21 protein-coding genes are annotated in these 22,756 nt (G+C 61.9%); 9 read left to right on the top strand and 12 right to left on the bottom strand.

Going from position 1 to position 22,756, the window contains the following annotated elements:
• The first annotated feature begins 84 nt into the window (after positions 1-84).
• A complete protein-coding gene (locus J2J99_RS27275) occupies positions 85-1,998 on the top strand; it encodes an adenylate/guanylate cyclase domain-containing protein (RefSeq protein WP_168296459.1) in 1,914 nt (637 codons plus the stop codon).
• A 58-nt stretch (positions 1,999-2,056) separates the two neighbouring features.
• Here J2J99_RS27275 and J2J99_RS27270 read toward each other — a convergent pair whose 3' ends face one another.
• The 9 genes from J2J99_RS27270 to J2J99_RS27230 form a co-directional block, all read right to left on the bottom strand.
• Complete coding sequence (locus tag J2J99_RS27270) at positions 2,057-2,686, bottom strand: DUF2314 domain-containing protein (RefSeq protein WP_246735352.1); 630 nt, start codon at positions 2,684-2,686, stop codon at positions 2,057-2,059.
• 1 nt (position 2,687) lies between these two features.
• Positions 2,688-3,587 carry an RDD family protein gene (locus J2J99_RS27265; RefSeq protein WP_168296458.1) on the bottom strand — a complete coding sequence of 300 codons (900 nt, stop codon included), beginning with the start codon at positions 3,585-3,587 and terminating at the stop codon, positions 2,688-2,690.
• On the bottom strand, positions 3,584-4,660 hold the full coding sequence (locus tag J2J99_RS27260; RefSeq protein ID WP_168296457.1) for a stage II sporulation protein M: 1,077 nt from the start codon (positions 4,658-4,660) through the stop codon (positions 3,584-3,586). Before J2J99_RS27260 ends, J2J99_RS27265 begins: the two co-directional genes overlap by 4 nt.
• Positions 4,660-5,979 (bottom strand): DUF58 domain-containing protein, encoded by a 1,320-nt coding sequence (locus J2J99_RS27255; protein ID WP_168296456.1) that lies wholly within the window; start codon positions 5,977-5,979, stop codon positions 4,660-4,662. Before J2J99_RS27255 ends, J2J99_RS27260 begins: the two co-directional genes overlap by 1 nt.
• Positions 5,980-6,936, bottom strand: coding sequence for an AAA family ATPase (locus J2J99_RS27250; protein WP_168296455.1), 957 nt, complete (start codon positions 6,934-6,936; stop codon positions 5,980-5,982).
• Complete coding sequence (locus tag J2J99_RS27245) at positions 6,923-8,197, bottom strand: hypothetical protein (protein ID WP_168296454.1); 1,275 nt, start codon at positions 8,195-8,197, stop codon at positions 6,923-6,925. Before J2J99_RS27245 ends, J2J99_RS27250 begins: the two co-directional genes overlap by 14 nt.
• Complete coding sequence (locus tag J2J99_RS27240) at positions 8,190-8,936, bottom strand: hypothetical protein (RefSeq protein WP_168296453.1); 747 nt, start codon at positions 8,934-8,936, stop codon at positions 8,190-8,192. The genes J2J99_RS27245 and J2J99_RS27240 overlap by 8 nt, the downstream gene beginning before the upstream one ends.
• A 3-nt stretch (positions 8,937-8,939) precedes the next feature.
• Positions 8,940-9,383: a DUF805 domain-containing protein gene (locus J2J99_RS27235; RefSeq protein WP_168296452.1), complete on the bottom strand. Its 444-nt coding sequence runs from the start codon at positions 9,381-9,383 to the stop codon at positions 8,940-8,942.
• Positions 9,384-9,597: 214 nt separating this feature from the next.
• On the bottom strand, positions 9,598-10,503 hold the full coding sequence (locus tag J2J99_RS27230; RefSeq protein ID WP_168296451.1) for an NAD(P)/FAD-dependent oxidoreductase: 906 nt from the start codon (positions 10,501-10,503) through the stop codon (positions 9,598-9,600).
• Between the two features lie 134 nt (positions 10,504-10,637).
• Here J2J99_RS27230 and J2J99_RS27225 point away from each other — a divergent pair, with 134 nt between their 5' ends.
• Complete coding sequence (locus tag J2J99_RS27225) at positions 10,638-11,093, top strand: Rrf2 family transcriptional regulator (protein ID WP_168296450.1); 456 nt, start codon at positions 10,638-10,640, stop codon at positions 11,091-11,093.
• Between the two features lie 10 nt (positions 11,094-11,103).
• Here the strand turns inward: J2J99_RS27225 and J2J99_RS27220 are convergent, their stop codons facing one another.
• Positions 11,104-11,613 (bottom strand): GFA family protein, encoded by a 510-nt coding sequence (locus J2J99_RS27220; RefSeq protein WP_168296449.1) that lies wholly within the window; start codon positions 11,611-11,613, stop codon positions 11,104-11,106.
• An 86-nt stretch (positions 11,614-11,699) separates the two neighbouring features.
• Entirely contained in the window at positions 11,700-12,179 is a 480-nt protein-coding gene (locus J2J99_RS27215; protein ID WP_168296448.1) for a class I SAM-dependent methyltransferase, read from the bottom strand.
• Between the two features lie 122 nt (positions 12,180-12,301).
• Between J2J99_RS27215 and J2J99_RS27210 the strand changes: the two genes are divergently transcribed.
• Complete coding sequence (locus J2J99_RS27210) at positions 12,302-13,477, top strand: DUF3095 domain-containing protein (RefSeq protein WP_168296447.1); 1,176 nt, start codon at positions 12,302-12,304, stop codon at positions 13,475-13,477.
• Here the strand turns inward: J2J99_RS27210 and J2J99_RS27205 are convergent.
• Positions 13,467-14,804, bottom strand: coding sequence for a nucleotide sugar dehydrogenase (locus tag J2J99_RS27205; protein WP_168296446.1), 1,338 nt, complete (start codon positions 14,802-14,804; stop codon positions 13,467-13,469). The two genes, J2J99_RS27210 and J2J99_RS27205, sit on opposite strands and share 11 nt — an antisense overlap.
• Here J2J99_RS27205 and J2J99_RS27200 point away from each other — a divergent pair.
• From J2J99_RS27200 to J2J99_RS27175, 6 genes are all read left to right on the top strand, one after another.
• Entirely contained in the window at positions 14,797-15,063 is a 267-nt protein-coding gene (locus J2J99_RS27200; RefSeq protein ID WP_168296445.1) for a hypothetical protein, read from the top strand. The genes J2J99_RS27205 and J2J99_RS27200 overlap by 8 nt on opposite strands.
• A 203-nt stretch (positions 15,064-15,266) precedes the next feature.
• Positions 15,267-16,610: an adenylate/guanylate cyclase domain-containing protein gene (locus J2J99_RS27195; RefSeq protein ID WP_168296444.1), complete on the top strand. Its 1,344-nt coding sequence runs from the start codon at positions 15,267-15,269 to the stop codon at positions 16,608-16,610.
• Positions 16,611-16,764: 154 nt separating this feature from the next.
• Positions 16,765-18,654, top strand: a complete 1,890-nt coding sequence (locus J2J99_RS27190; RefSeq protein WP_168296443.1) for an ABC transporter ATP-binding protein — start codon at positions 16,765-16,767, stop codon at positions 18,652-18,654.
• A complete protein-coding gene (locus tag J2J99_RS27185) occupies positions 18,654-20,561 on the top strand; it encodes an ABC transporter substrate-binding protein (RefSeq protein WP_168296442.1) in 1,908 nt (635 codons plus the stop codon). Before J2J99_RS27190 ends, J2J99_RS27185 begins: the two co-directional genes overlap by 1 nt.
• Before the next feature lie 3 nt (positions 20,562-20,564).
• Positions 20,565-21,563 (top strand): ABC transporter permease, encoded by a 999-nt coding sequence (locus tag J2J99_RS27180; RefSeq protein WP_168296441.1) that lies wholly within the window; start codon positions 20,565-20,567, stop codon positions 21,561-21,563.
• The gene (locus J2J99_RS27175; protein WP_168296440.1) at positions 21,563-22,735 is read left to right on the top strand and encodes an ABC transporter permease; all 1,173 of its coding nucleotides are present in this window, start codon (positions 21,563-21,565) and stop codon (positions 22,733-22,735) included. Before J2J99_RS27180 ends, J2J99_RS27175 begins: the two co-directional genes overlap by 1 nt.
• The last annotated feature ends 21 nt before the right edge of the window (positions 22,736-22,756 follow it).

The following is a 22,756-nucleotide window of genomic DNA, read 5'->3' as shown; positions in this document are numbered from 1 at the left end:
GCTGGGGACGCTCATTTCGCACAGGCGAACGAGCATCGGGACGATAGGTGCGCTGAGACGTCTCCGCATTTCGAGGGGAAGCTCGTGCGCTGGTCCAAACCCTTGAGACTGCATCTCGGCGTCCTGGTCGTCGCGTCGCTGCTTTGCACGGCGACGCCGATCATCTGGATGGCATTCAGGCAGGGAAGTGATGCCGCGCTAAACGCGGGCGCACAGCAGATGCGCCAGATGAGCTTGCGGCTGATCGAGGGGTACCGCAATACTCTGCAGGGAGGCACAGAGGCTGTCGCGCTGGCATCGACCCTGCCGCAGCTTCTTTCCCCGCCGCCTCAGGATATCCAGGCAAAACAGGAACTTTTTCTGGAAATCCTGCGAAACGTGCCGGAGGCGACAAGCATCTACACGGGATACCCGGACGGTTCGTACCTGCAGGTCATCAACGCCGCAAGGAGGGATGTTCGCCAGACCCTCGCCGCGCCGGACGGCACGGCTTTCGCGATCAGAATGATCGCAGAACGTCAGGGCCCGGACGTCATATCGACGCTTCGCTTTCTCGACATCCAGGCAAGACCGATCGGCGAACGCGACATCGAGTTTGCATTCTTCGATCCGCGGCAAAGGCCCTGGTATCAGTCCGTCGTTCAGGACGGGGTTCCGGTCTCCGTCGGCCCCTATGTCACCGGGACACTCAAGGTTCCGACGCTGACGATCGCCGCACCGATGAGAGGCGACGGCCGGGTGGTCGTCGGCATCAACATTCACTTGCAGACAATCAGTCGCCTGCTGGATACGCAGGGGATTTCACCACATGCGCGCGCCTACATCATCGATAGCGGCGGCAATCTCGTCGCCCATTCAGACCCCGGGATCATGGCCAGGATCATCGCAATATGGTCGAGAACATCGGGGGCCTTGGGCGCGACGGCAAACGGTTTCGACGTGAGCCTCGACACCGTGGCCAGGCTGCGGCGTGATCCCGCCTTCGCAAACGGCGGCCTGGCACGGCTCGACCTTGATGGCAAACGCCATCTCGTGCAGATCGCTCCGGTCAGCGTGTCCGGTCTGTTCCGGGGCAGCACCGCGGCAATCGTCGTGCCGCTGGAGGAGCTTGTGGCCGAGGCCAACCGCCTGCTCGTGCGCAATCTCCTGATCGCCGGCGCGCTCCTGATCGCGGGTGTCGGCGCATCGGTGGCGCTTTCGCGCATGGTCAGCCGCTCTCTCTATCGCCTCGCCGACGAGGCGCGCAGGATCGGTGATCTCGATGTCACCGAGAAAGCCGTGTCGCATTCCTGGATATCGGAAATCAACACGCTGGCGAGCGCACTTTCGGCAAGCCGCCGCGCCATCGGCCAGTTTGCCCTGTATGTCCCGCGGGAAGTGGTGCGACGGATCGTCAGTCCCGAGGGAGAAGCCGTCGTCAAGGCGAAGCGGCAGATTGTGACCGTGCTGTTCACCGATATCAGGGACTTCACGACCATATCCGAGGTGAATTCGCCAGAGGACGTCGTCGAGACGCTCTCGACCTATTTCGAATTGCTGAACACCATCGCCGAGCGGAATGGCGGCACGGTCGTCCAGTATCTCGGCGATTCCATTTTCGTGATGTGGAACGCCCCTGTTGAGGATGCCAGGCATGTCGAACATGGCTGCCGATGCGCGCTTGCCATGAAAGCGGCGGTCGACAGCCTGAACGAGGAAAACGGCAAGAATGGCCGTCCAGCGCTCATCACGCGATTTGGCTTGCACACCGGCCCGGCGGTCGTCGGCAGTTTCGGGGCGATCTCCAGGCAACAGTACACGGCCATGGGCGATACGATCAACGTCGCCTCACGGCTGGAAGGATTGAACAAGGAATTCGGGACGTCGATCCTGGTGAGCGCGTCCGTCCACGAGGCGGTCGGCAATTGCTTCGCGTTTCGGCCTTTGGGCCTCGTGCAGGTGAAGGGGCGGGCTGAGAAGGTGGATATCTGGGAGTTGGTTGGGGAGAGCGGTGGTTAGCGTTATTCGGGCAATTTTCGGCTTAAGCGCTATGGTGAGCCTTTGGTCAGTATCGCGATCAGTCACAAACCAGGCCGAAAACAAGGCGATATATTTCCAACTCTGCTTTCGGACCAGCCAACAGCAACGGGCAATCGGTATAATTTCCTTTTATTTTCCCATTATCGAAATAGACCCAATCGAAAATATCTGACTTCGCAAATTGGACGCGATCACCGGACTTGATGTTATGGACAGTTTCCGGCGTATCTCCAAGAAGAGCAGCAAAGTGGTCACCTGATACCTGTATGTGGCCGACCCACATGAACTCCGCCTCCGCCTCCGTCTTCTGATCCGTGATCAGCGCCACACCCTCAGCCGTGTCTATGAAACCCAGTTTGATGTTGTAATTTCCAGTTCCGGGCGGTGGGTTGCGTAATTTCTCAAGGAAGGCGCCCAAGCCCTCTAGGGATTTCTCGTGAGCTTTGGCCATGGCCGGATCGGCGGCGGCGATTCGTTGAACGTTTGAATGATTATCGGCCAAAGCGACTTCGGTAGGAACGACCTGTATGGACAGGGCAAGCGCCAGCAAACGTAAAAGAACACCGCGCAACATCCAATTGCCCCAAAATTGTTCCATTAATCGAGTCAACATAACCAACTGAAATTTATTTCCAATATTCGATTTCGTCCGCACATTCGCGCGCATATCAAACAAGCTTCTTCGCCTCTGCCCGCGCATGCTCATGAAACTTATTCTCGCGAACCGTCCCGAAAAGCTTCAGGCTCTCCAGATGCTCGCGCTGAGCGCGGTAGAACTCATTGAGAAAAAGCAGCTCCTGGCCGGGCTTGACGGTGTCTTCATACTGGATCCGCCGGGTGATGGTGCGCGCGATCTGGGCGATCTCCTTATGGTTGGAGGTCTTGGTCGCGTCGCGCAGTACGTCCTCCAGTGTCTGCAGCTCATATTTGCCGTAGACATCGAGATGTTCCGGCAGGAAATCGAAGGCCGCCTGTGATGATGCGGCTGAAGGCGCAGGCAGAGCGAGGTCGGAGAGCAGCACCGAGCGCGGATTGTCGACCACCAGGGTGCCGGCGATCATGTCGCCGAGCCTTTGCCGGCGCCGGTTGCCGAGCGGAACGATCACCACCGTCAGAAGCCAGAGGCCGGTCAAGCCGTTTTCCCAGGCCGACTGAATGCCGACCGACGCCAGAAGGGTCATGGGGGCGAAGATCTCCACCTCCTTCATGAGATTGCGGCCGGTCACCTGGTGCGGCGTCAGCCGCCGTCCATCCATGTTGATGACGCGGATGCCGGTTATCCTCTTTCCCGGCGTACGTCCGTTCCAGATGAGCTCGGAGAGAATGTAATAGGGGGTCCGCACCAGAAACCCCAGGAGGACGATCAGCATCGTCTCGGCGCTCGCAGGCAGGATGCCGGTGAAGGCGATAACGAAGGAACAGATGAAGATGAGGATCCCGGTGAAGAGGATGTCGAGGAATTGCGCCCCGAAGCGGGTTGCAAGCGCGGCGATCGCAAAGGTGATCGGCACGCCCTCCGGCGGGATGAATTGCTCGACGCGCTTGCCGTCCGTGACCGATTGGCTCATCGCACGGCCTCACGTGGCGCTTTGCCGTCACGGCCGCCGAGCAGCAGCCAGCCGAGCCAGAAGAGGCCCGTTCCCCAGCCTATGGCGAGGCGCCAGGTGGGATCCTGGATCAGCTGGCGCAGAAAGCCTTCGATGAGGGCGGCGATAATAAGCATCAGCGCGGCGAGGATCGCCAGCTTGACGGCGTCATGCGCCTGATGGCGCAAGGCTTGCCTGCGCGTTCGCGGGCCGGGGAGCAGAACGGCAAGCCCCAGCCTTGCGCCGCCCGAGCAGGCAATGGAGATTGCCGCAAGCTCGGTCACGCCGTGGATCGAGAGCCAGGCGAAGACGTCATACCCCAGCCCCCGCTGATAAAACATTGCGAAGAACGCGCCGAGGATCAGCCCGTTATAAAAGGTCAGAACGAAGCTCGGCAGCGACATGAAAACACCGAGCGTGAAGATCAGCACGACGATGCTCGTATTGTGCGAAAAGAGATATGTGGAAAATGCGGCGAGCCGATCGCTGTCATGGCCTTCATTGCCATAGATGGTGGAACGGAGATAATCGGCCGAGGCATCGGGCGTGCGCTGGTCGGCCATCTCGGGCGGCACGAGCGTATAGAACCAGCTTGGATCGCTCGTGCAGAGCCTGTAGCCGGCGACCGCGCCCAGAATGAGCGCCAGAAAACCGATGAAAAGAGGCAGGGCCGATCGGCGCACCGCCTGCGGAATGCCCTGCAGCAGCAGGCGGGTCGCCAGTCCCCCCAGGCTTTCCTGCGGCGCATAGACGACGAGATAGGCCCGGGCGCAGAGGCTTTCCAGATAGGCGATCAGTGCACGGTCGAGAGAAATGTCGCGCGCCACACTCAGCGAGTTCATCGCCTGCCGGTAGCCGCTCGCGAGATTGCGGACCTCATCATAGCCGAGCGCAGCGGCACCGCCCTTCTCCGCCCGCCTGACCAGTTCGTCCAGCTGACGCCAATGGCCCTCGCGCTCCAGCCGAAAGCGCGCCGAGCGAAGCAAATCGCTCGGGACCGCGCCGGCGGAGAGCGTCGCGCCGCTGTCTATCCTGCCGTCGATACCGATATCCATTATATCATCTCACGGGATTTTATTTCGATGTAGCGGGCGATGAGATCGGAGGTCAGCGCCTCCGGCGTGCTGTCGAGGCAGAGTACACCGAGACGCGCCAGCTTTTCCATGACGGCGCGCCTTTCATGCAGGATCTGGCGGGCCGCGACCGAGCGGGCGATGGCATCGAGCGTCATCTCCTCGGGTTCGATGAGCTTTGCCAGCATCGGGTCGCGCAGCGCGACATAGACGATGAAATGATGCCGGGCGAGCACCTGGATGTTCTCGATCATCAGCTCTGCCGTAATGCTGTCGACGAAATCGGAGAATATCACGATCAGCGAACGCCGCTTCAGGCGCGCCGAGAGATGCGTCAGGCCGAGCGTATGGTTGGTCTCCTGGGTTTCATAGCGCAAGCCGGCACACACCGTCTGCAGCCGCGCAAAGGCCGCACGTCCCGGCAGAGCCGGCACGAAGAGGCGCGGGCGGCTGTCGAAGCTGTAGAGTCCGACGAGATCGCCGGCGAGCCCCGCCCCCCAGCACATGGCAAGGGCCGCGTTGATGGCGCGGTCGAGCTTGGCGAAGCCGGCGAGCTGCTCCGCCATCAGCCGTCCGGAATCGATGCACAGGATGATCTGGTGGTTTCGTTCGGCCCGCATCTCGCGCACGACGAGACTGCGCATTCGGGCGGAGCGTTTCCAATCCATGCTGCGCGGATCCATGCCGCTTGCGAATTCCCGCAGCTGATGGAACTCCGATCCCTCGCCACGCAGCCGCAAATCCTTCTGGCCGGCTTCGAGCGGCAGGATCTGGGTCTTGATCGCCCCTGACAGCACCGGCGATATGTCGGGCAGAACGGTGATCTCCCTGACCACCGGCAAATGCGCGATGATCTCGAGCAGCCGCAGGCGCGAGGGCCATTTCAGCCACAGGCCGTGGATCGCGAATTGTCCGCGTCGCGTCAGATGAATATCCACGGAAGCCCTCGTCGGCTTTTCTCCGGTGTCCGATGTTGCCCACGGCAATCTGCCGGCGCCGATGACAAGCTCAGGCGCGAGATCGAGCCGGATATCGATCTTCCCGGGCAGCGCGCCCTTCTGTGGGCTTATGGCGACCGTGAAGGCGGCGGTGTGGCCGACAAAGCCTTGTGGCGGCAGATCGAATTCGACCGTCATCCGACCCGCCAGGGCCGACAGCGCGAGATCGCCGACCGTCACGCCGGCAAGCACGAGCCATAGACCGATGAGTGGAGTGCTCATGTCGCGCCACCACACGCTGACGAAGATCGTCACCGTCGCCATGGCAAGAACAAGCGCGATCAGATATCGGGATGGCCGCATTTACCGGGGCGCATCCACGCGGTTGTTGATGTTGCGCAGCACCTCGTCCGGCGTGCGCCCGTCGATCTCGGCCGAAGGCGAAAGCACGATGCGATGGCGCAATGCCGGCACCAGCAATGCCTGAACATCATCCGGCAGACCGTAATCCCGGCCCTCGAAAGCCGCACGCACGCGCACGGCCGCGGCAAGCGCATCAGCCGCGCGCGTCGATGCGCCGTAGAGAATGTCGGGATCGGAGCGCGTGGCGCGCACCAGGTCGACGACATAGGTCAGGATCGTCTTGTCGAGATGGATCGCATCGATCAGCGCGCGTCCCCCGGCAAGCGCGGCACTGGTGACGAGCGGTCGAATGCCGGCGTTGCGCATATCCGATTTCAGCGCCTGGCCTGCATGCTTGGTGAGGATAGCAATTTCCGTGTCGCGGTCGGGAAAATCGACGATGAGCTTGAACAGGAAACGATCGAGCTGTGCTTCCGGCAAGGGATAGGTGCCCTGCTGTTCGATCGGGTTCTGCGTCGCCAGCACGAAAAAATCGGGCCCGAGCGCATAATCAGTGCCATCAAGCGTGACCATCCGCTCGTTCATCGCCTGCAACAGGGCGGACTGTGTCTTCGGCGGCGCGCGGTTGATTTCGTCCGCCAGGAGGATGTCGGTGAAGACTGGCCCCTTGGTCAGGTGGAACTGGTTGGTCTGGAAGTTGAACAGATTGACCCCCAACACGTCGCCGGGCATCAAATCCGGCGTGAACTGGATGCGCCGGTAGTCCAGCGCCATGGCCGCGGAGACCGACCGGGCAAGCAGGGTTTTGGCGGTGCCGGGAGGGCCTTCGACGAGGCAATGACCGCCGGCAAAGAGCGAGATCAGCACGAGATCGATGATTGCATCCTGCCCCTGCACCGCTTTGCCGATTTCGCCGCGAACCGCGGCGATGAGATTGCGAAATTCACCTAGCTCCAAGCTCAATGCTCCTCAATAATTTTCTGAATGTCTCGAGATTGCGGTGCAGATCCGCCCGCGTCATGGCGTCGCCGCGATCGATCAGCGCCTGCGCCGAGGAATGCAATGCCCGCGCCGCCGCCTGATCGTGGCGCGCCAGGCGCTTGAACAGCCGGTCTATCCCGGCCTCGTTTCCGGCGCCGGGGCCGAAGAGCAGCTGCGCCTTGTCGGAGAGCAGATGCAGCACGAACTGGCCGGTCATCCGGCCGTCATTGCCCGAAAGCCGCAGCAGCCGCGCCGTGGCTTCGATCGCGGCGGTCTTCGACAGCTCGAGGTTTGCCGATGCCTCGCGCAAAGGCGGCCCGAAGCGATAGGCGCCGCGCCAGAAGCAGGTGGCCGAGACGAGGACGAGAATTCCCCAGATGACGGACAAGGGATAGGCGAAAAACCGCTTGAGGTCGGACGAGGAGCGCTCATAGGAGCGGCCCTCGTCCGCCGGTTTCTCGCTGTCCAAGGGTTCGCCAGCGGTGTCCAGATAGACCGGCCGTGTTGCGGCCCCTCGACGCAGCAGCCTCACGAGCGACACGGCAAAAGAGGCGTTGTCGGCGAGAGCCAGCCCGTGATTGTTCAGCAGGTCGGGATCCGACAGCAGATAGACTTGATTATGGTTTTCGCAGTGGACGAGAAGCGCGCCCAACGACATGCCCATGAGTTCACGGCAGCCGCTCGGGAGGCTCGACCGCTCGAAGGTCTGGGCCTGATAGAGGGCGATCCTGATTGGCTGGCCCGATTGCAGATGCGGCTGCGCCTCTTCAAAAGCGGTCTTGCTGCGGGCGAAGCCAAAATCCGAAAAACCGATCTTGTCGAGCTCGTCGCTGATGTCGCCGAACTCAACCAGTCCTGATTTATCGGCGACACCCTCCGTTGCGACACTGCCACGCCATTTCGGCAGAATGACCAGCGTCGGCAAGGCGTATCGGCTTGCCTCCTCGCTCAGGTTTTCCGGATCTGCGTCATCCGTTTCATCGCCTGACCGGGATGCGGCAGCCTCGGCATGGCCGATCGATAGGGGAATGATGCGCAACGAGATTTCCGACGGCGCCCGGGCTACATGAGGGTCGGATCGGAGGACGGATATGCCCTTGGCTTGCAGCCACAGTTCCAACCCCTTGTTGCCGAGGGGCGAGCGGTCGTAATCGCTACTGCGCGACAACGCAAAAATTGCCAGTGCCGCCAGCGCAAGCAACAGCCCGAGGGTCAGGACGGCGGCAGAGTTACGCATCGGCCAGCCTGCCGATCGACAGCAAGCCACGCGCGGTTGCGAAAAGCGTGCCGAAATGGTTTTCCGCAAGCGTGCGGCCGCCATAATGAACGAGCTCCACCGCCGTCAGGAAATTTTCCAGGCGATCGCGCTCGGGCATATCTTGCGGCAGGCGGGCAAAAACCGCGCGCTCCGTGTCCGAGCGGAAAAGACGCGTTCCGGTAATGTCGGCCGCATGCACCAGGCAATGCCTGAGCAGCAGGACAACCGCCTGCCGGCGATCCGCCATGGCGCCAATGCGCTGAAGAAAATCGCCAGGCCTTTCCTCGGCCTCGGGTAGGGACGTGCGCCAGCTTTCCGGCGCCTCGCCCCGCCGCTTCACGTCGCGAGGCGCAGACGCCAGCAGCATCCCGCCGTTTCCGAAACGCATCCAGAGGCCGATGGCCGCGAGCAGGCCGACGATCACGATGACAACCGCCAGAGGGCCGCCGATGGCTGGCCCACGTGGCATCGTCCAAGGCTTGGCGCGTGGTGAGGACGTCGTCTTCGATGCTGGTTCGTTGGCCGGGACGTCGCCATAGACGAGCGTGCAGCGCAATCCGTTCAGCGCGCACTGCGAAGCGTATTCCACTCCGGCGCCGCTCCTTGGATGACTGCCGTCGACCTGCTGACTTGCGCTGTCCTGCGCCCACGCAGGCGGAAACTGAGCAGAGGCGGCGAGCGACAGAGCCACCAGCATGCCGAGATTGCGGATAATCATGCTCTAGGCAAAGACCTCCGCTCTTGCGTCGGGACGCAGCGGATCGGGTCCGAATTTGTTCGGGCCTTCGGTGCCTGGAAGCATCGAAAAAACAATAATCGCAAGGAGTGCGACGAAACCGAGATAGGGAACGAAACAGAGGATAAACAGCGCGAGGTACCACCAGCCGGAAATGTTCCGATCATGGAAGCGGCGAACCTGCAGGGCTATGATCGGCAAAGCAATCGCGAGGGTGAACAACATCCAGAAAACTACAGCATAGTGAACCGGCGATGGGGCTCCGCCACCACTAGTAGCAATGGCGAGCGCAAAGGCAAAAATTGCAACTCCGAACAGCGCGATCGGATAGAATAGCATGAACCACCAATATTCCGAGCGGGAGGCCCTGCCGGAAAAGGTTGCGTATTTCTGCTTCAAAACAGTGCGAACAGCTTCAGTAAACCCCATGTTAAATGCCCCCCATTTCCTGCTTGCTAAGCGGTAATAACCGCGCTTGCTGTGATTGCCGTTCCGGCTGAAGAACAGCTACAATTCAAACGCATAAATTGCAATAAGCCCACCGCATCGGCTTACAATCTAAAGCAACGTTCATCATCAAGCCTTTTCCGCAGAGCACTGGGCGACATGGTCGCCGACCTCGTTGGAGACTCCTGCTTCCACCTCAAGTAGCCGACTGCATCACCAGCGACTGATGGCAATATACGCCGGCGAGCACTCCCGAGGCCGAGGCGAGCGTGCCGCTGTGCATGGAGCTCGCGGCATCGCCGGCGGCGAAGACGCCCTTGACGCTGGTCTCCTTGTTTTCGCCGATGCGGATGACCGGCCCGAAGGCACCCTCGTCGAAGGCGCAGCCGAGCTGTTCGGCCATGGGGCTCGCCATTGCCGTCTTCGGCGCGACGAATATGGCGTCGAGCGGCACGGTGCGGCCATCGGCGAGACGCACCGCCTGGAGTTTCGGGCTGGCGCCCAACAGCTCCACGATCGGGCTGCGCTCGATGCGTACCCCACGGGCCCTCAGCCGTGCCAACTGCTCTTCATCGGGCTCGAACAGCGGCTGGGTGAAGAAGGTGGTCGCGCCCCAATCAGGGATCATCATGGCCGAATGGGCCGAATGCGGATGGTTTGCCAGCACGCCGAGTTCACCACCGCTCACCTCAAAGCCGTGGCAATAGGGGCAGTGCAGCACCGAGCGGCCCCAGCGTTCGCTGAGGCCGGGGATATCGGGCAGCGTGTCGCTGATGCCGGTTGCGAGAATGAGGCGGGCAGCGCGTTCTTCGCCGCCGCCTTCGATGGTGACGACGAATTCCTCATCCACTTTCTCGGCGCGGATGACCTTGCCGTCATGCAGCGTGATGTTCGGATAAAGCGAAAGCTGCCTCTTCCCCTCACCCATGATCGCCGCCGGCGCCTTACCATCCTGGCCGAGAAAGCCGTGCGAAGCCTGCGAAAACCGGTTTCGCGGCATGCCGGCGTCGACAAGCAGGACGCGGCGGCGCGCGCGGGCAAGCTGCATGGCGGCCGACAGGCCGGCGAAATTGCCGCCGATGACGATGACTTCGTAGGACATGCGGATGACTCCTTCGACGTTGCACTTTCATGAATCATCATAAGTTACGTGAAACGATGCGGTCAAGTCTCATGTCACTTGTCTTGTTACAAGTGACCTGCAATATTGGCATGCTTGATCGACAGGATAGAACCATGCGCAACGACAGCCGCCTTTCCCGCATGCTGCACGTGCTGATCCATATGGACCGGCACGCGCAGTCGGCGACCTCCGATACGATTGCAAAAATGCTGAACACCAACCCCGTCGTCGTTCGCCGCACCATGGCCGGCCTTCGCGAGCAAGGCTATGTCCGATCGGAGAAGGGCCATGGCGGCGGCTGGACTCTGGCGCGCCCTTTGTCCGACATCAGCCTGCTCGATGTCTACAAGGCGCTTGGCGAACCCCACCTCTTTGCCATCGGCCCCGCCGACGATCAGCCGCAATGCCTGGTGGAACAGGCGGTGAATGGCGCGCTGGCAGATGCGATGAAGGACGCTGAGGCCCTGCTGCTGCGTCGGTTGGGCAGTGTGACGCTCAAGGAAATTGCGGATGAATTCGAAGCAAAACTGACGGCTCGCTCAGCGACGGCTTATTCCTGTGCCTCGTGAGGTCTTGCTCCTAGTAGGACTCAGCCTCACGCACCCTCACCGTCCATGAGGTGGTATCGCGATCGGGGTGCTGGTTGTTGCTCGCCCTGATCGCCGCGGCCCAGTCGGCGCCGTTGGTTTCGGTTGCCCCGGTATTTTCAAGGCCCGTGATCGTCTCGAACCACGTCACCATGTTCTCGGTGCAGGTGTTGGCCAGCGGCGGGAAAGCATTGGGATCGTCAAGCGAACCGATCATCAGGTTGGTGCGGCCGTTCTCCAGGTGATGGAAGAACAACGGCGTGCCGCAATTGGCGCAGAAGCCGCGCTCGACAAGCTCCGAGCTCTTCCAGACACTCGGCTTGCCACGTGTCCAGCTGAGCGCATCATCGGGCGCGGCGACGAGCGCGGCAAAGATGTTGCCCGAGGCTTTCTGGCACATGCGGCAATGGCAGAGATGCGAATTGTCGAGCATAGCGGTTGCATGGTAGCGCACGGCACCGCACTGGCAGCCGCCGCTCACCTCCATCTCGATGCGCTTCATTTTTTCTCCTCCTCAACCAGCAAGAAAGAATCGGCGTCGATAAAATTGAGCTTGTTGCGAAGGCCCATCCGCAGCCCCTTGCACCCTCAAGCTCTCCGATACAAGAAATACCGTCCTTCCTTGATCCCCTCCGGCAGCGGCAGTGCCGTGAGCTCCGGATGCTCGAGCGGCAGGCCGCTGACCGCGATGCCGTTATGAGCGAGCACGCCGGCCATCAGCTGCGGCAGCCAGGTCAGCGTCACGGCGTCGATCTCGTCATGGCCGGTGCCGATGTCGGCATGGGCAAGGGCTGCGCCGATGCCGAGGAAGGCCTGGCCGGAGTCGCGAATATTGCCGGTCACCATATCTTCCGGCTCCGGGGTCGAGGCCGAATAGGAGCGAACCTCCCAGTCGAAGGCGATGATGCGGCGGCCGTGGAAATGCTCGCGCAGATGGTCATAGGTGCGGCCATTGCCGAGGCCGAACTCCAACACCGGGCCGTCGATTTCGGCGACCAGATCGGTGATCGCGTTCAAAATATCGCGTTGGGCCGTCAACCGGCGAATGAAGCTGTCGAGGCGGCTCATCGAAATCCGTATCCGTCATGAAATCGTGACCGCGTGCTAACACTGAAACCTTGCCAAGTCGATTGCCGTAAATGGGAATTGGCGTTGCAGCACCAATATGGGTCTGTGCTAGGATCGATGACATGGAAACCGTGACCGACGAAGACTTCTTTGCCGCCGTACCGCTCTTCAGCGCCTTCGAGGGCGTGACCGATGCCGCCAACTACCGGCCGCTGCCTGATGGGTGGGTGCTGGCGCTTGCCGATATCGTCGGCTCGACCCAGGCGATCGCCGGCGGCCGCTACAAGGACGTCAACATGGCGGGCGCCAGCGTCATTTCGGCGGTATTGAACGCCGTCGGCAAGGGCGACTATCCCTTCGTCTTCGGCGGCGACGGCGCGCTGATTGCGCTGCCGGGCGCGCTCGAGCAGACGGCGCGAGAGGCGCTTGCCGCCGTGCAGGTCTGGGTCGAGGAGGATCTCGGCCTGATGCTGCGCGTCGCCATCGTCCCGGTCGCCGACACCCGCGCCGAGGGGCTCGACGTGCGCGTCGCGCGCTACTCCGCAAGCCCTTATGTCACCTATGCGATGTTCTGGGGCGGCGGCACCAGTTGGGCGGAACGGCAGATGAAGCAGGGCCGTTACGGCGTCGAGCGCGCTGCACCCGGTACGCGGCCGGATCTTACCGGCCTCTCCTGCCGCTGGAGCCCGATCGATGCGCAGAACGGCGAGATCGTCTCGATCATCGCCGTTCCCGGCGAAGGCCGGCCGGGCGAAGAATTCCGCGACCTCATCAACGGCATCGTCGCCATCACCGGCGAGCAAAACCGCGGCAGCCATCCGGTGCCGGCCGGCGGTCCGGATTTCGCCTTCTCGCTGCACGGTATCAATCGCGAGGCCAAGGCCACGGCGCCGGCCGGCCGGCGACTGCGCCAGAAGCTGATCATCTTCCTGCAGCTCGCCATCACCGTCGCCTGCTACAAGCTCGGCATTCCGCTCGGCCGCTTCGATGCGCGCCGCTACAAGCGCGACGTCGCCGGCAATTCCGATTTCCGCAAGTTCGACGACGGCCTGAAAATGACGGTCGATGTCGATGCCGAACATCTGAAACGCATCGAGGCACTGCTGGAAGCTGCGCGGGCAAAGGGCATCGCCCGCTACGGCCTGCATCGGCAGGCCTCGGCGCTGATGACCTGCTTCGTGCCGACGCCGATCTCGCGCGACCATATGCATTTCATCGACGGCGCGTCCGGCGGTTATGCGGTGGCCGCGAGCCGGATGACCGGCAAGGCGCTTTCCGGCGTTGCCGTCACGCCTTGATGACGTGATCGGCCGAAAGGCCGAGGCGGTTGAAGACGTTGCGGGTATCGATGATCAGTGCGGCGCTTTTTGCAAGCGCCGCATAATCCACGCTGTCATGGTCGGTTGCGACCAGCACCGCATCGTAGCCGGAAACGGCGTCCGGCGTCAGCGCCACCGATCGGCGGCCTTTCAGCGCCTGGTGTTCGCGCGTCGGCGGGACCTCGGCGACGAAGGGGTCGTGATAGTCTGCGCGTCCACCGCGTTCCTCGATGATCTCGATCAGCCGCAGCGACGGGCTCTCTCTTATATCGGCGACGTTCTTCTTGTAGGCGAGCCCGAGCACCAGCACCCGGCTGCGGCTCAGAGCCTTGCCCGCGCGGATGTCGAGCGCCTCGGCGAGCTTGCCGACTACATAACGTGGCATTGCCGAATTGATCTCGCCGGCAAGCTCGATGAAGCGGGTCGGCAGCTCGTATTCGCGCGATTTCCAGGTGAGGTAGAAGGGATCGATCGGGATGCAATGGCCGCCAAGGCCGGGGCCGGGATAGAAGGGCATGTAGCCGAAGGGTTTGGTCTTGGCCGCCTCGATCACTTCCCAGACATCGATGCCCATCGCCGCATAGACGGTCTTCAGCTCGTTGACGAGGGCGATGTTGACGGAGCGGAAGATGTTTTCGGTGAGCTTCACCGCCTCGGCCGTCGCATTCGAAGAGACCGGAACGACGGTCGATACCGCCGCACCATAAAAGGCTTTCATCAAGGAGAGCGCTTTAGGCCCGTCGCCGGCGACGACCTTCGGGATTGTAGCGGTGTTATAATGCTGGTTGCCGGGATCCTCGCGCTCCGGCGAGAAGCCGACGAAGAAATCCACGCCGGATTTCAGTCCGGTCTCTTCGAGAATGACCTTGACGACATCGTCGGTCGTGCCGGGATAGGTGGTCGATTCCAGCACGACGAGCTGGCCGGGTCGCAGATGCCGGGCGATCGAGCGCGACGTCGCCTCGACGAAGGAAAGATCGGGATCGCGATGTTTGGTGAGCGGCGTCGGCACGCAGATGATGATGATGTCGCAGGCGGCAAGACCGGCAAAATCGGTGGTCGCCTGGAAGCGGCCTGCATCGATCTCGGCGGCAAGGGCTGCGTCGCTGACGGCGTCGATGTAGGAGCGGCGGGCATCGAGCGCCACCATCTTGGACGGGTCGATGTCGAAGCCGGTAACCGCAAAGCCGCTGCGCGCCACCGCCATCGCCAGCGGCAGGCCGACATAGCCGAGCCCGATGACGCCGGCGCGCGCCGCGCGGGTTTCGATCTTCTGCAAAAGCGTGTCGGAGATGGAGATGGCCAAGGCGGGATCTTTCAAACGGGAAAATCAGGAAGCTGATCTAATGCATGATTGCGGTGAATTAAACCCGGAGTCCTCTTCTCCCCGGCGGCAAAAGCGACGGTTAGCGATCAAATCCCTCCTCGGTCGACGGCATGCTGAAAGATCCTTTGCCGAGTGTGGTCGAAATGCCCCGGCACAATCCTTTGTTGCAACTTTGGGGCACAAAAAAATCCTCGTCCCCATTGTTTCGCACATGCAGCACCCCTATTTTGATTTTTGATAATGAACCGCTGTGAAAGGACCACCCGTCCGATTCCCCGCCATGGGGAGCTGAGGGGCGCCACTGCCGGGCTTTCGGTAGATCGTTGACACAATATTACCGCTCGCACATCCTGATTTCCTTGTGACCTGCGCATGAAAATGTGCCGGCCAAGGGATTTTTGTCTCTGGGGGATGGCGTGCATTATGAGGATCATACCGAGAATGAGCACGATCGAATCCAGCGTGTCCTCCATCCTGTTGGACCGGGTCGCTGAATGGCTGACCAACTCTTCGCTGGCCGGGGACGAGCTTGAAAACATCGTGCGCGGTTTCTGCGAAAGGCTTGCCGCCGCCGGTCTGCCGATCGCGCGCGTGCACCTGACGTTCTCGATGCTGCATCCGCTCTACGATGCGCTGAGCTTCACCTGGCGGCGCGCCAGCGGCGTCACCATCGAGGGCTTTCGCATGCCGGCCGGGCAGAAGCCGGACCGCTTCCTGCAGAGCCCCTATTATTACCTGCTCGACAACAACCTGCAGCACATCCGCCGCCGGCTGTCGCAGGAAGGGCCGGCCGAATTCCCGATCTTCGAGGATCTGCGCAAGGACAAGATCACCGACTACCTCGCCTTCGTGCAGCCCTTCGGCGACGGCTCGGTGCAGGGCATGATGGGCTCGTGGTCGACCGACCACAATAACGGCTTTGCCGACGACATGATCGATGCGCTGCTGCGAATGCAGAACCATCTGGCGGTCGCCGCCAAGATGGCGGTGCTCGGCAAGCTCGCCAACAATATGCTGACCACCTATCTCGGCGGCGACGCCGGCAAGCGGGTGCTGAACGGCCAGATCCGCCGCGGCGACGGCGAGACGATCCGTGCGGCTCTCGTCATGGGCGACATGCGTGAATCCACCATGTATGCCGAAAAGGAGGGCCGCCAGGCCTATATCGACACGCTGAACCAGTTCTTCGACGCGATCGCCGCCCCCTTCAACCGCAATGGCGGCGAAATCTTGAGCTTCCTCGGCGACGGATTCCTGGCCGTCTATCCCTGCGGGCGCCACAAGGATCCGTCGAAGATAGCCTGCGAGGCAGCACTTTCGGCCGTTCACCAGGCCCAGGCGCGGGTTGCCGAACTCAACAGCGAACGCGAGCAGAAGGGGCTCAGCAAGATCGGCTACGGCATCGGCCTGCATGTCGGCAACGTCATGTTCGGCAATGTCGGCCTGAAGGACCGCCTGACCTTCTCGGCCTTCGGATCGGCGGTCAACGAGGTGCAGCGTCTGCAGATCCTTACCAAGAAATACGGCCGCGAGGTCGTCGCCAGCCAGGCCTTCGCCGGTTATTGCGGCGGCGAGTGGACGCGGCTCGGCGAAGAGAAGTTGCGCGGCATCCGCCAGAAGGTGACGGTGCTGCAGCCGCGCGCGCCGGCCCCGGAGATCCATGTCGACGAACATTTCCGCGAGGCCGTGCAGAACGGACTTTCCGAAGCCGAGCAGGTCATTCTGCTGCATCGGGACGCCAAGAAACAGGTCAAGCGCACCAGCATGGAGAAGTTCATCCAGTAAAAGGCCGGCCGGCACCGATAAAACTGCGTGTTTCGTCCGCACCACTACGGCGAAAGGCGGCAATATCCCCTTGATTGTCATCAACTAGACACCCCGTTTGCGGTACGATAGTGTGCCTTAACGGGAACACAGAAGACTGGGGAATTTCATTGGTATGGCGTCCGCTGCCGATTTGTTGCGTATTGAGAACCTCGATGTCTCCTTCTCCGTTTTCGGCGACCGGCTGCGTGTCGTAAAGGAAGCCAATCTCCGCATCCTTCCAGGCAAGGTCACCGCTCTCGTCGGTGAATCCGGCTCGGGCAAATCGGTGATCAGCCAGGCAGTCATGGGCATTCTGCCCAATCCGGCCAAGGCATCCGGCAGCATCCTCTTCACCGATCCGCTCGATGGCAATACGACCGATATCCTCTCCCTGTCGCGCGACAGCGAGGAAATGCGCGACCTGCGCGGCCGGCGCATGGCGACGATCTTCCAGGAGCCGATGACCTCGCTGTCGCCGCTGCACACGATCGGCAACCAGATCAGCGAAGTGCTGTTGATCCACACCGAGAGCGACAAGCAGGAGGCGCGTGAAAGGACCGAGGAAATGCTCGGCCTCGTCGGTTTTTCCAATCCGCACCGCACCTACGACATGTATCCGTTCGAATTGTCCGGCGGCATGCGCCAGCGCGCGATGATCGCCATGGCGCTGATCTGCAAGCCGGCGCTGCTGATTGCCGACGAGCCGACGACGGCGCTCGACGTGACGATCCAGGCGCAGATCCTCGAACTGCTGCGAGAACTGCAGGCCAAGCTCGGTATGGCGATGCTGCTCATTACCCACGATCTCGGCATCGTCGCCAACATGGCCGACGAGGTGGTCGTCATCTATCACGGCGAGATCATGGAAGCCGGGCCGGTCGAGGCGATCTTCCGCAACCCGCAGCATCCCTATCTCAAGGCACTGATGGCCGCCGTTCCGCATTTCGACATGAAACCTGGCGAGCGGCTGAAGGCATTGCGCGATGTGCCGGTCAATCTCGAGACGCTGGTCGGCAAGAAGAAGCCGCTGCAGGCGGAGACCCCGGGCACGCTGCTGTCCGTCTCCAATCTCTCGAAGACCTACAAGACGCGCAGGCGCAGCCTCTTCGGCAGGCATGAGGCCACCGTCTTGCGCGCCGTCGACGATGTCAGCTTCGACATTCGCCGCGGCGAATGTCTCGGCCTGGTCGGCGAATCAGGCTGCGGCAAGACGACACTCAGCAAGATTCTGATGCGCGCCATCACGCCGGACGGCGGCGCGGTGATGTTCAACGACGGCACGGACGTGATCGACCTGCTTTCCGTTCGCGGCGAGGCACTGCAGGATATGCGCACCAAGATCCAAATGGTATTCCAGGATCCGGTCTCCTCGCTTTCGCCACGCATGACGGTGCGCAACATTCTCAGCGAGCCGCTGGAGATCCACGATCGCGGCGACAGCGCCGAGCGCAAGCGCAAGGTCGAAGGATTGATGGGGGCGATCGGCCTCGACAAGCGCTATCTCAGCCGTTACCCCCACAGCTTCTCCGGCGGCCAGCGCCAGCGCATAGGCATTGCACGCGCGCTTGCCCTCGGGCCGAAACTCGTCATCCTCGACGAACCGGTCTCAGCCCTCGACGTCTCCGTCCAGGCGCAGATCCTCAACCTCTTGAAGGATCTGCAGAAGGAACTGGGGCTGACCTATCTGTTCATCTCGCACAACCTCGCCGTCGTCGATTACATGGCCGACCGCATCGCCGTCATGTGCAAGGGCCGCATCGTTGAAATCGCGCCGCGCGAAATCATCCTGCGCGATCCAGTACACCCCTATACGAAATCGCTGCTCGCCGCCGTCCCTTTCCCCGATCTCGACCGGCCGCTCGATTTCAAGGCGCTGCGCGAAAACGGCGCCGCCGACAAGCAGAACTGGGGCCCAACCTTCACCGCTGATCATGATGATGCCTCCGAGCTGGCCTATGCCGATCTCGGCGACGGCCATCTGGTGCGCGCCCGCAAGGGCGTCGATATCGAGGAGTTGCGCTGATGGTAACGCGTCGCACCTTTCTGGGCGGCCTCGTCGGCGCCGCAATCGCGCCGGCGGTGCTTCGGGCCGAGCAGGCTGTCGAACCGGAATTCCTCAAGGAGAAGCTGGCATCAGGCAGCCTGCCTGCGATGGCCGATCGCATTCCCGCCCGTCCGCGCATCGTCAATCTGAAGGAGATGGGGCTCGAACCCGGCGCCTATGGCGGCACGGTACGCACCATCATCGGCAGCCAGCGCGACATCCGCTTCATGACGATCTACGGCTATTCCCGCCTGGTTGGCTACGACAAGCACTTGCGGTTCCAGCCGGATATCCTCGCCGACTTCCGCTCCGAGGACGACACGGTCTTCACCTTCACGCTGCGCGAAGGCCATAAATGGTCCGATGGGGAGCCGTTCACCGCCGACGATTTCCGCTACTGGTGGGAAGACGTCATCCTGAACGACAAGCTCACGCCGGGCGGCGGCGCGCTTGAGCTTCGTCCGCACGGCAGCCTGCCGCGCTTCGAGATGCTCGATGCGCTGACGGTGCGCTATACGTGGGAAAAACCGAATCCGATGTTCCTGCCGACGCTGGCAGGCCCCATACCGCTCGTCATCTTCGGGCCGGCGCATTACCTCAAGCAGTTCCATAAGAAATTCCAGCCCGACGAGGCGAAGATGGAACAGATGATGAAGACCTACCGCGTCAAGAAGTGGCAGGATCTGCACATCAAGATGGCGCGCTCCTACCGTCCTGAGAATCCGAACCTGCCGACGCTCGATCCCTGGCACAACACGACGGCGCTGCCGGCCGAGCAATTTGTCTTCGAGCGCAACCCGTTCTTCCACCGTGTTGACGAGACCGGCAGGCAGCTTCCCTATCTCGACCGTTTCATCCTCAACGTTTCCTCCTCGTCGATCATCGCCGCCAAGGCGGGCGCCGGCGAAGCCGATCTGCAGGCGACAGGCATCGATTTCAACGACTACACCTTCCTCAAGGAGGCCGAGAAACGCTTCCCGGTAAAAGTCAATCTCTGGAAGGTCGCGCGCGGCTCGCGTATCACGCTGCTGCCGAACCTCAACTGCGCCGACGAGGTATGGCGCGGCCTGTTTCGCGACGCGCGCCTGCGCCGGGCACTGTCGCTCGCGATCGACCGGCACGAGATCAACATGGTCGCCTTCTACGGGCTGGGCACGCCGAGCGCCGATACCGTTCTGCCCGACAGCCCGCTCTTCAAGCAGGAATATGCCGACGCCTACGTCAAGTTCGACCCCGACGAGGCCAATCGTCTGCTCGACGAGCTTGGTTTGAGCAAGCGCAGCGATGACGGCATCCGGCTGCTGCCCGATGGGCGGCGCGCCGAGATCACCGTCGAAACAGCCGGCGAGAGCAACCTCGATACCGACGTGCTGGAGCTGGTGCACGACCACTGGGCCAATGTCGGCCTGGCGCTCTATACCCGGACGTCGCAGCGCGACGTCTTCCGCAACCGCGCCATGAGCGGCACCATCATGATGTCGATCTGGTACGGTCTCGACAACGGCGTGCCGACGGCCGACATGTCGCCGTCCGGGCTCGCCCCGACGCTCGACGATCAGCTGCAATGGCCGCTCTGGGGAATGCATTACCTCTCCGCCGGCCAGGAAGGCGTGGCACCCGACCTGCCGGAGGCAGCCGAGCTGGTCGATCTGCTCAACCAGTGGGGCTCGACCGCGAAATTCGAGGAACGTCAGGCCATCTGGCACAAGATGCTGTCTCTCTATACGCAGCAGGTGTTTTCGATCGGCCTCATCAACAGCACGCTGCAGCCGATCCTTCGCGCCGCCAAGCTGCAGAACCTGCCGGAGAAAGCGCTCTACGGCTTCGATCCCACCTCCTATCTCGGCATCTACATGCCGGATGCATTCTGGTACAAGGAGGCCTGAGGCGTGCTCAGATACATTCTCTGGCGCATCGCCGCCATGGTCCCGACGCTCTTCGTCATTTCGGCGCTGGTCTTCACGATCATCGAACTGCCGCCGGGTGACTTCTTCGAGAGCCAGATCGCCGAGCTGCGCGCTTCGGGCGAGACCGCCAATCTCCAGGAAATCGAGGAGATGCGCCAGCAATACGGCTTCGACAAGCCGGAGATCGTGCGCTATTTCTACTGGGTCGGCGGCATGCTGCACGGCGATTTCGGCTATTCCTTCGAATACCAGCTGCCGGTGTCCGACGTTGTCGGCGACCGCCTGTGGCTGACCATCCTCGTCTCCTTCACGACGATTCTGCTCACCTGGCTCATCGCTTTTCCGATCGGCATCTATTCGGCCACGCACCAGTATAGCTGGGGTGATTATGGGCTGACCTTCCTCGGCCTGCTCGGCATCGCCATTCCGAACTTCATGCTGGCGCTGATCCTGATGTATTTCGCCAATGTCTGGTTCGGTCTGTCGATCGGCCACCTGATGGGCCAGGAATATCTGAACGAGCCGATGAGCTGGGCGAAGGCGAAGTCGATCCTCGCCCACCTCTGGATTCCCGTGATCATCGTCGGCACGGCGGGTACGGCCGGCATGATCCGGCGGCTGCGGGCCAACCTGCTCGACGAGATGCAGAAACAATATGTGACGACGGCCCGCGCCAAGGGCCTGCATCCGATGCGGGCGCTGGTCAAATATCCGCTGCGCATGGCGCTCAACTTCTTCATCGCCGATATCGGTTCGATTCTGCCGTCGATCATCTCGGGCGCCGAAATCGTCGCGATCGTGCTGTCGCTGGAAACGACCGGGCCGATGCTGATCAAGGCGCTGCAGAGCCAGGACATGTATCTTGCCGGCTCGTTCCTGATGTTCCTCGCCTTTCTTAATGTCATCGGCGTGCTGATTTCCGATATCGCCCTCGGCTTCCTCGATCCCCGCATCCGTCTGCAAGGCAGGAGCACCAAATAATGTCGCCCCTTCCCGCACCCGGCGCGCCGCTTCCCCATTACGTCTCGACTGCGCCCTTCGATCCGCATGCGACCGAAACCATGACGGCGGCGCAATCGCGCATCCATCTCGCCTCGCAAAAGCAGCTGATGTGGTGGAAGTTCAAGCAGCACAAGCTCGCCTTGATTTCCGGGATCTTTCTCGCCGCCATCTACCTGATGATCCTGATCGTCGAGATCCTGGCGCCCTACGGCCTGCACACGCGCAACGTCGATTACATCCATGCGCCGCCGCAGCGGGTCCACTTCTTCGACAAGGGCAGCTTCGTCGGCCCCTTCGTCTACGGCCGCAGCATGACGCTCGATCTCGACACGCTGCACCGCATCTATGTCGACAAGCCGAACGACGTGCAGCCAATCCGTTTCTTCTGCCGCGGCGATTCCTATAAATTCTGGGGCGTCGTCGCCTCGGACTATCACCTCGTCTGCCCGGCGATCGGCGGCCAGATGTTCCTGCTCGGCACCGACCGGCTAGGCCGCGACGTGCTCTCGCGCATCCTCTACGGCGCGCGGATATCGCTGACGATCGGTCTTATCGGCATCGCGATCAGCTTCGTGCTCGGCATCGTCATCGGCGGCCTTGCCGGTTACTGGGGCGGCGTTTTCGATCTCATCGTCCAGCGCCTCATCGAAGTATTGCAATCGCTGCCGAGCCTGCCGCTCTGGATGGCGCTCGCCGCCATCATGCCGGTGACCTGGAGCCCGATCGTTATCTATTTCGGCATCACCGTCATCCTCGGCATTATCGATTGGACCGGGTTAGCGCGTGCCGTGCGCTCCAAGCTGCTGGCGCTGCGTGAGGAGGATTACGTGCAGGCCGCCCAGCTGATGGGCGCCAGCACGCCGCGCATCATCGGCCGCCATCTGGTGCCGGGCTTCATGTCGCATCTCATTGCTTCGGCCACGATTTCGATCCCCGGCATGATCCTCGGCGAGACCGCACTCTCCTTCCTCGGCCTCGGTCTCCGCCCACCGATCACCAGCTGGGGCATTCTGCTGACCGAGGCAAAAAGCGTCAGCGTCATCGCCTTCTATCCTTGGCTGCTCTTTCCGATCATTCCTGTTGTTCTTGTCATTTTGGCGTTCAACTTTCTGGGAGACGGCTTGCGCGATGCGGCAGATCCCTACAAATAGCAGAAAAGCCGGCGGCGCCTT

This window comes from Rhizobium binae (assembly GCF_017357225.1).
GTDB classification, from domain to species: Bacteria; Pseudomonadota; Alphaproteobacteria; order Rhizobiales; family Rhizobiaceae; genus Rhizobium; species Rhizobium binae.
This window is presented reverse-complemented; position numbering and strand designations above follow the sequence as displayed.

Excerpts from the sequence above, each read along its gene's own strand:
- J2J99_RS27255 (WP_168296456.1), bottom strand. The coding sequence starts at position 5,979 with ATGCGGCCATCCCGATATCTGATCGCGCTTGTTCTTGCCATGGCGACG.
- J2J99_RS27190 (WP_168296443.1), top strand. The coding sequence starts at position 16,765 with ATGGCGTCCGCTGCCGATTTGTTGCGTATTGAGAACCTCGATGTCTCC.
- J2J99_RS27185 (WP_168296442.1), top strand. The coding sequence starts at position 18,654 with ATGGTAACGCGTCGCACCTTTCTGGGCGGCCTCGTCGGCGCCGCAATC.
- J2J99_RS27260 (WP_168296457.1), bottom strand. The coding sequence starts at position 4,660 with ATGGATATCGGTATCGACGGCAGGATAGACAGCGGCGCGACGCTCTCC.
- J2J99_RS27200 (WP_168296445.1), top strand. The coding sequence starts at position 14,797 with ATGGCCAAGGCGGGATCTTTCAAACGGGAAAATCAGGAAGCTGATCTA.
- J2J99_RS27215 (WP_168296448.1), bottom strand. The coding sequence starts at position 12,179 with ATGAGCCGCCTCGACAGCTTCATTCGCCGGTTGACGGCCCAACGCGAT.
- J2J99_RS27235 (WP_168296452.1), bottom strand. The coding sequence starts at position 9,383 with ATGGGGTTTACTGAAGCTGTTCGCACTGTTTTGAAGCAGAAATACGCA.
- J2J99_RS27225 (WP_168296450.1), top strand. The coding sequence starts at position 10,638 with ATGCGCAACGACAGCCGCCTTTCCCGCATGCTGCACGTGCTGATCCAT.
- J2J99_RS27230 (WP_168296451.1), bottom strand. The coding sequence starts at position 10,503 with ATGTCCTACGAAGTCATCGTCATCGGCGGCAATTTCGCCGGCCTGTCG.
- J2J99_RS27175 (WP_168296440.1), top strand. The coding sequence starts at position 21,563 with ATGTCGCCCCTTCCCGCACCCGGCGCGCCGCTTCCCCATTACGTCTCG.
- J2J99_RS27210 (WP_168296447.1), top strand. The coding sequence starts at position 12,302 with ATGGAAACCGTGACCGACGAAGACTTCTTTGCCGCCGTACCGCTCTTC.
- J2J99_RS27265 (WP_168296458.1), bottom strand. The coding sequence starts at position 3,587 with ATGAGCCAATCGGTCACGGACGGCAAGCGCGTCGAGCAATTCATCCCG.
- J2J99_RS27270 (WP_246735352.1), bottom strand. The coding sequence starts at position 2,686 with ATGCGCGCGAATGTGCGGACGAAATCGAATATTGGAAATAAATTTCAG.
- J2J99_RS27240 (WP_168296453.1), bottom strand. The coding sequence starts at position 8,936 with ATGATTATCCGCAATCTCGGCATGCTGGTGGCTCTGTCGCTCGCCGCC.
- J2J99_RS27245 (WP_168296454.1), bottom strand. The coding sequence starts at position 8,197 with ATGCGTAACTCTGCCGCCGTCCTGACCCTCGGGCTGTTGCTTGCGCTG.
- J2J99_RS27195 (WP_168296444.1), top strand. The coding sequence starts at position 15,267 with ATGAGCACGATCGAATCCAGCGTGTCCTCCATCCTGTTGGACCGGGTC.
- J2J99_RS27220 (WP_168296449.1), bottom strand. The coding sequence starts at position 11,613 with ATGAAGCGCATCGAGATGGAGGTGAGCGGCGGCTGCCAGTGCGGTGCC.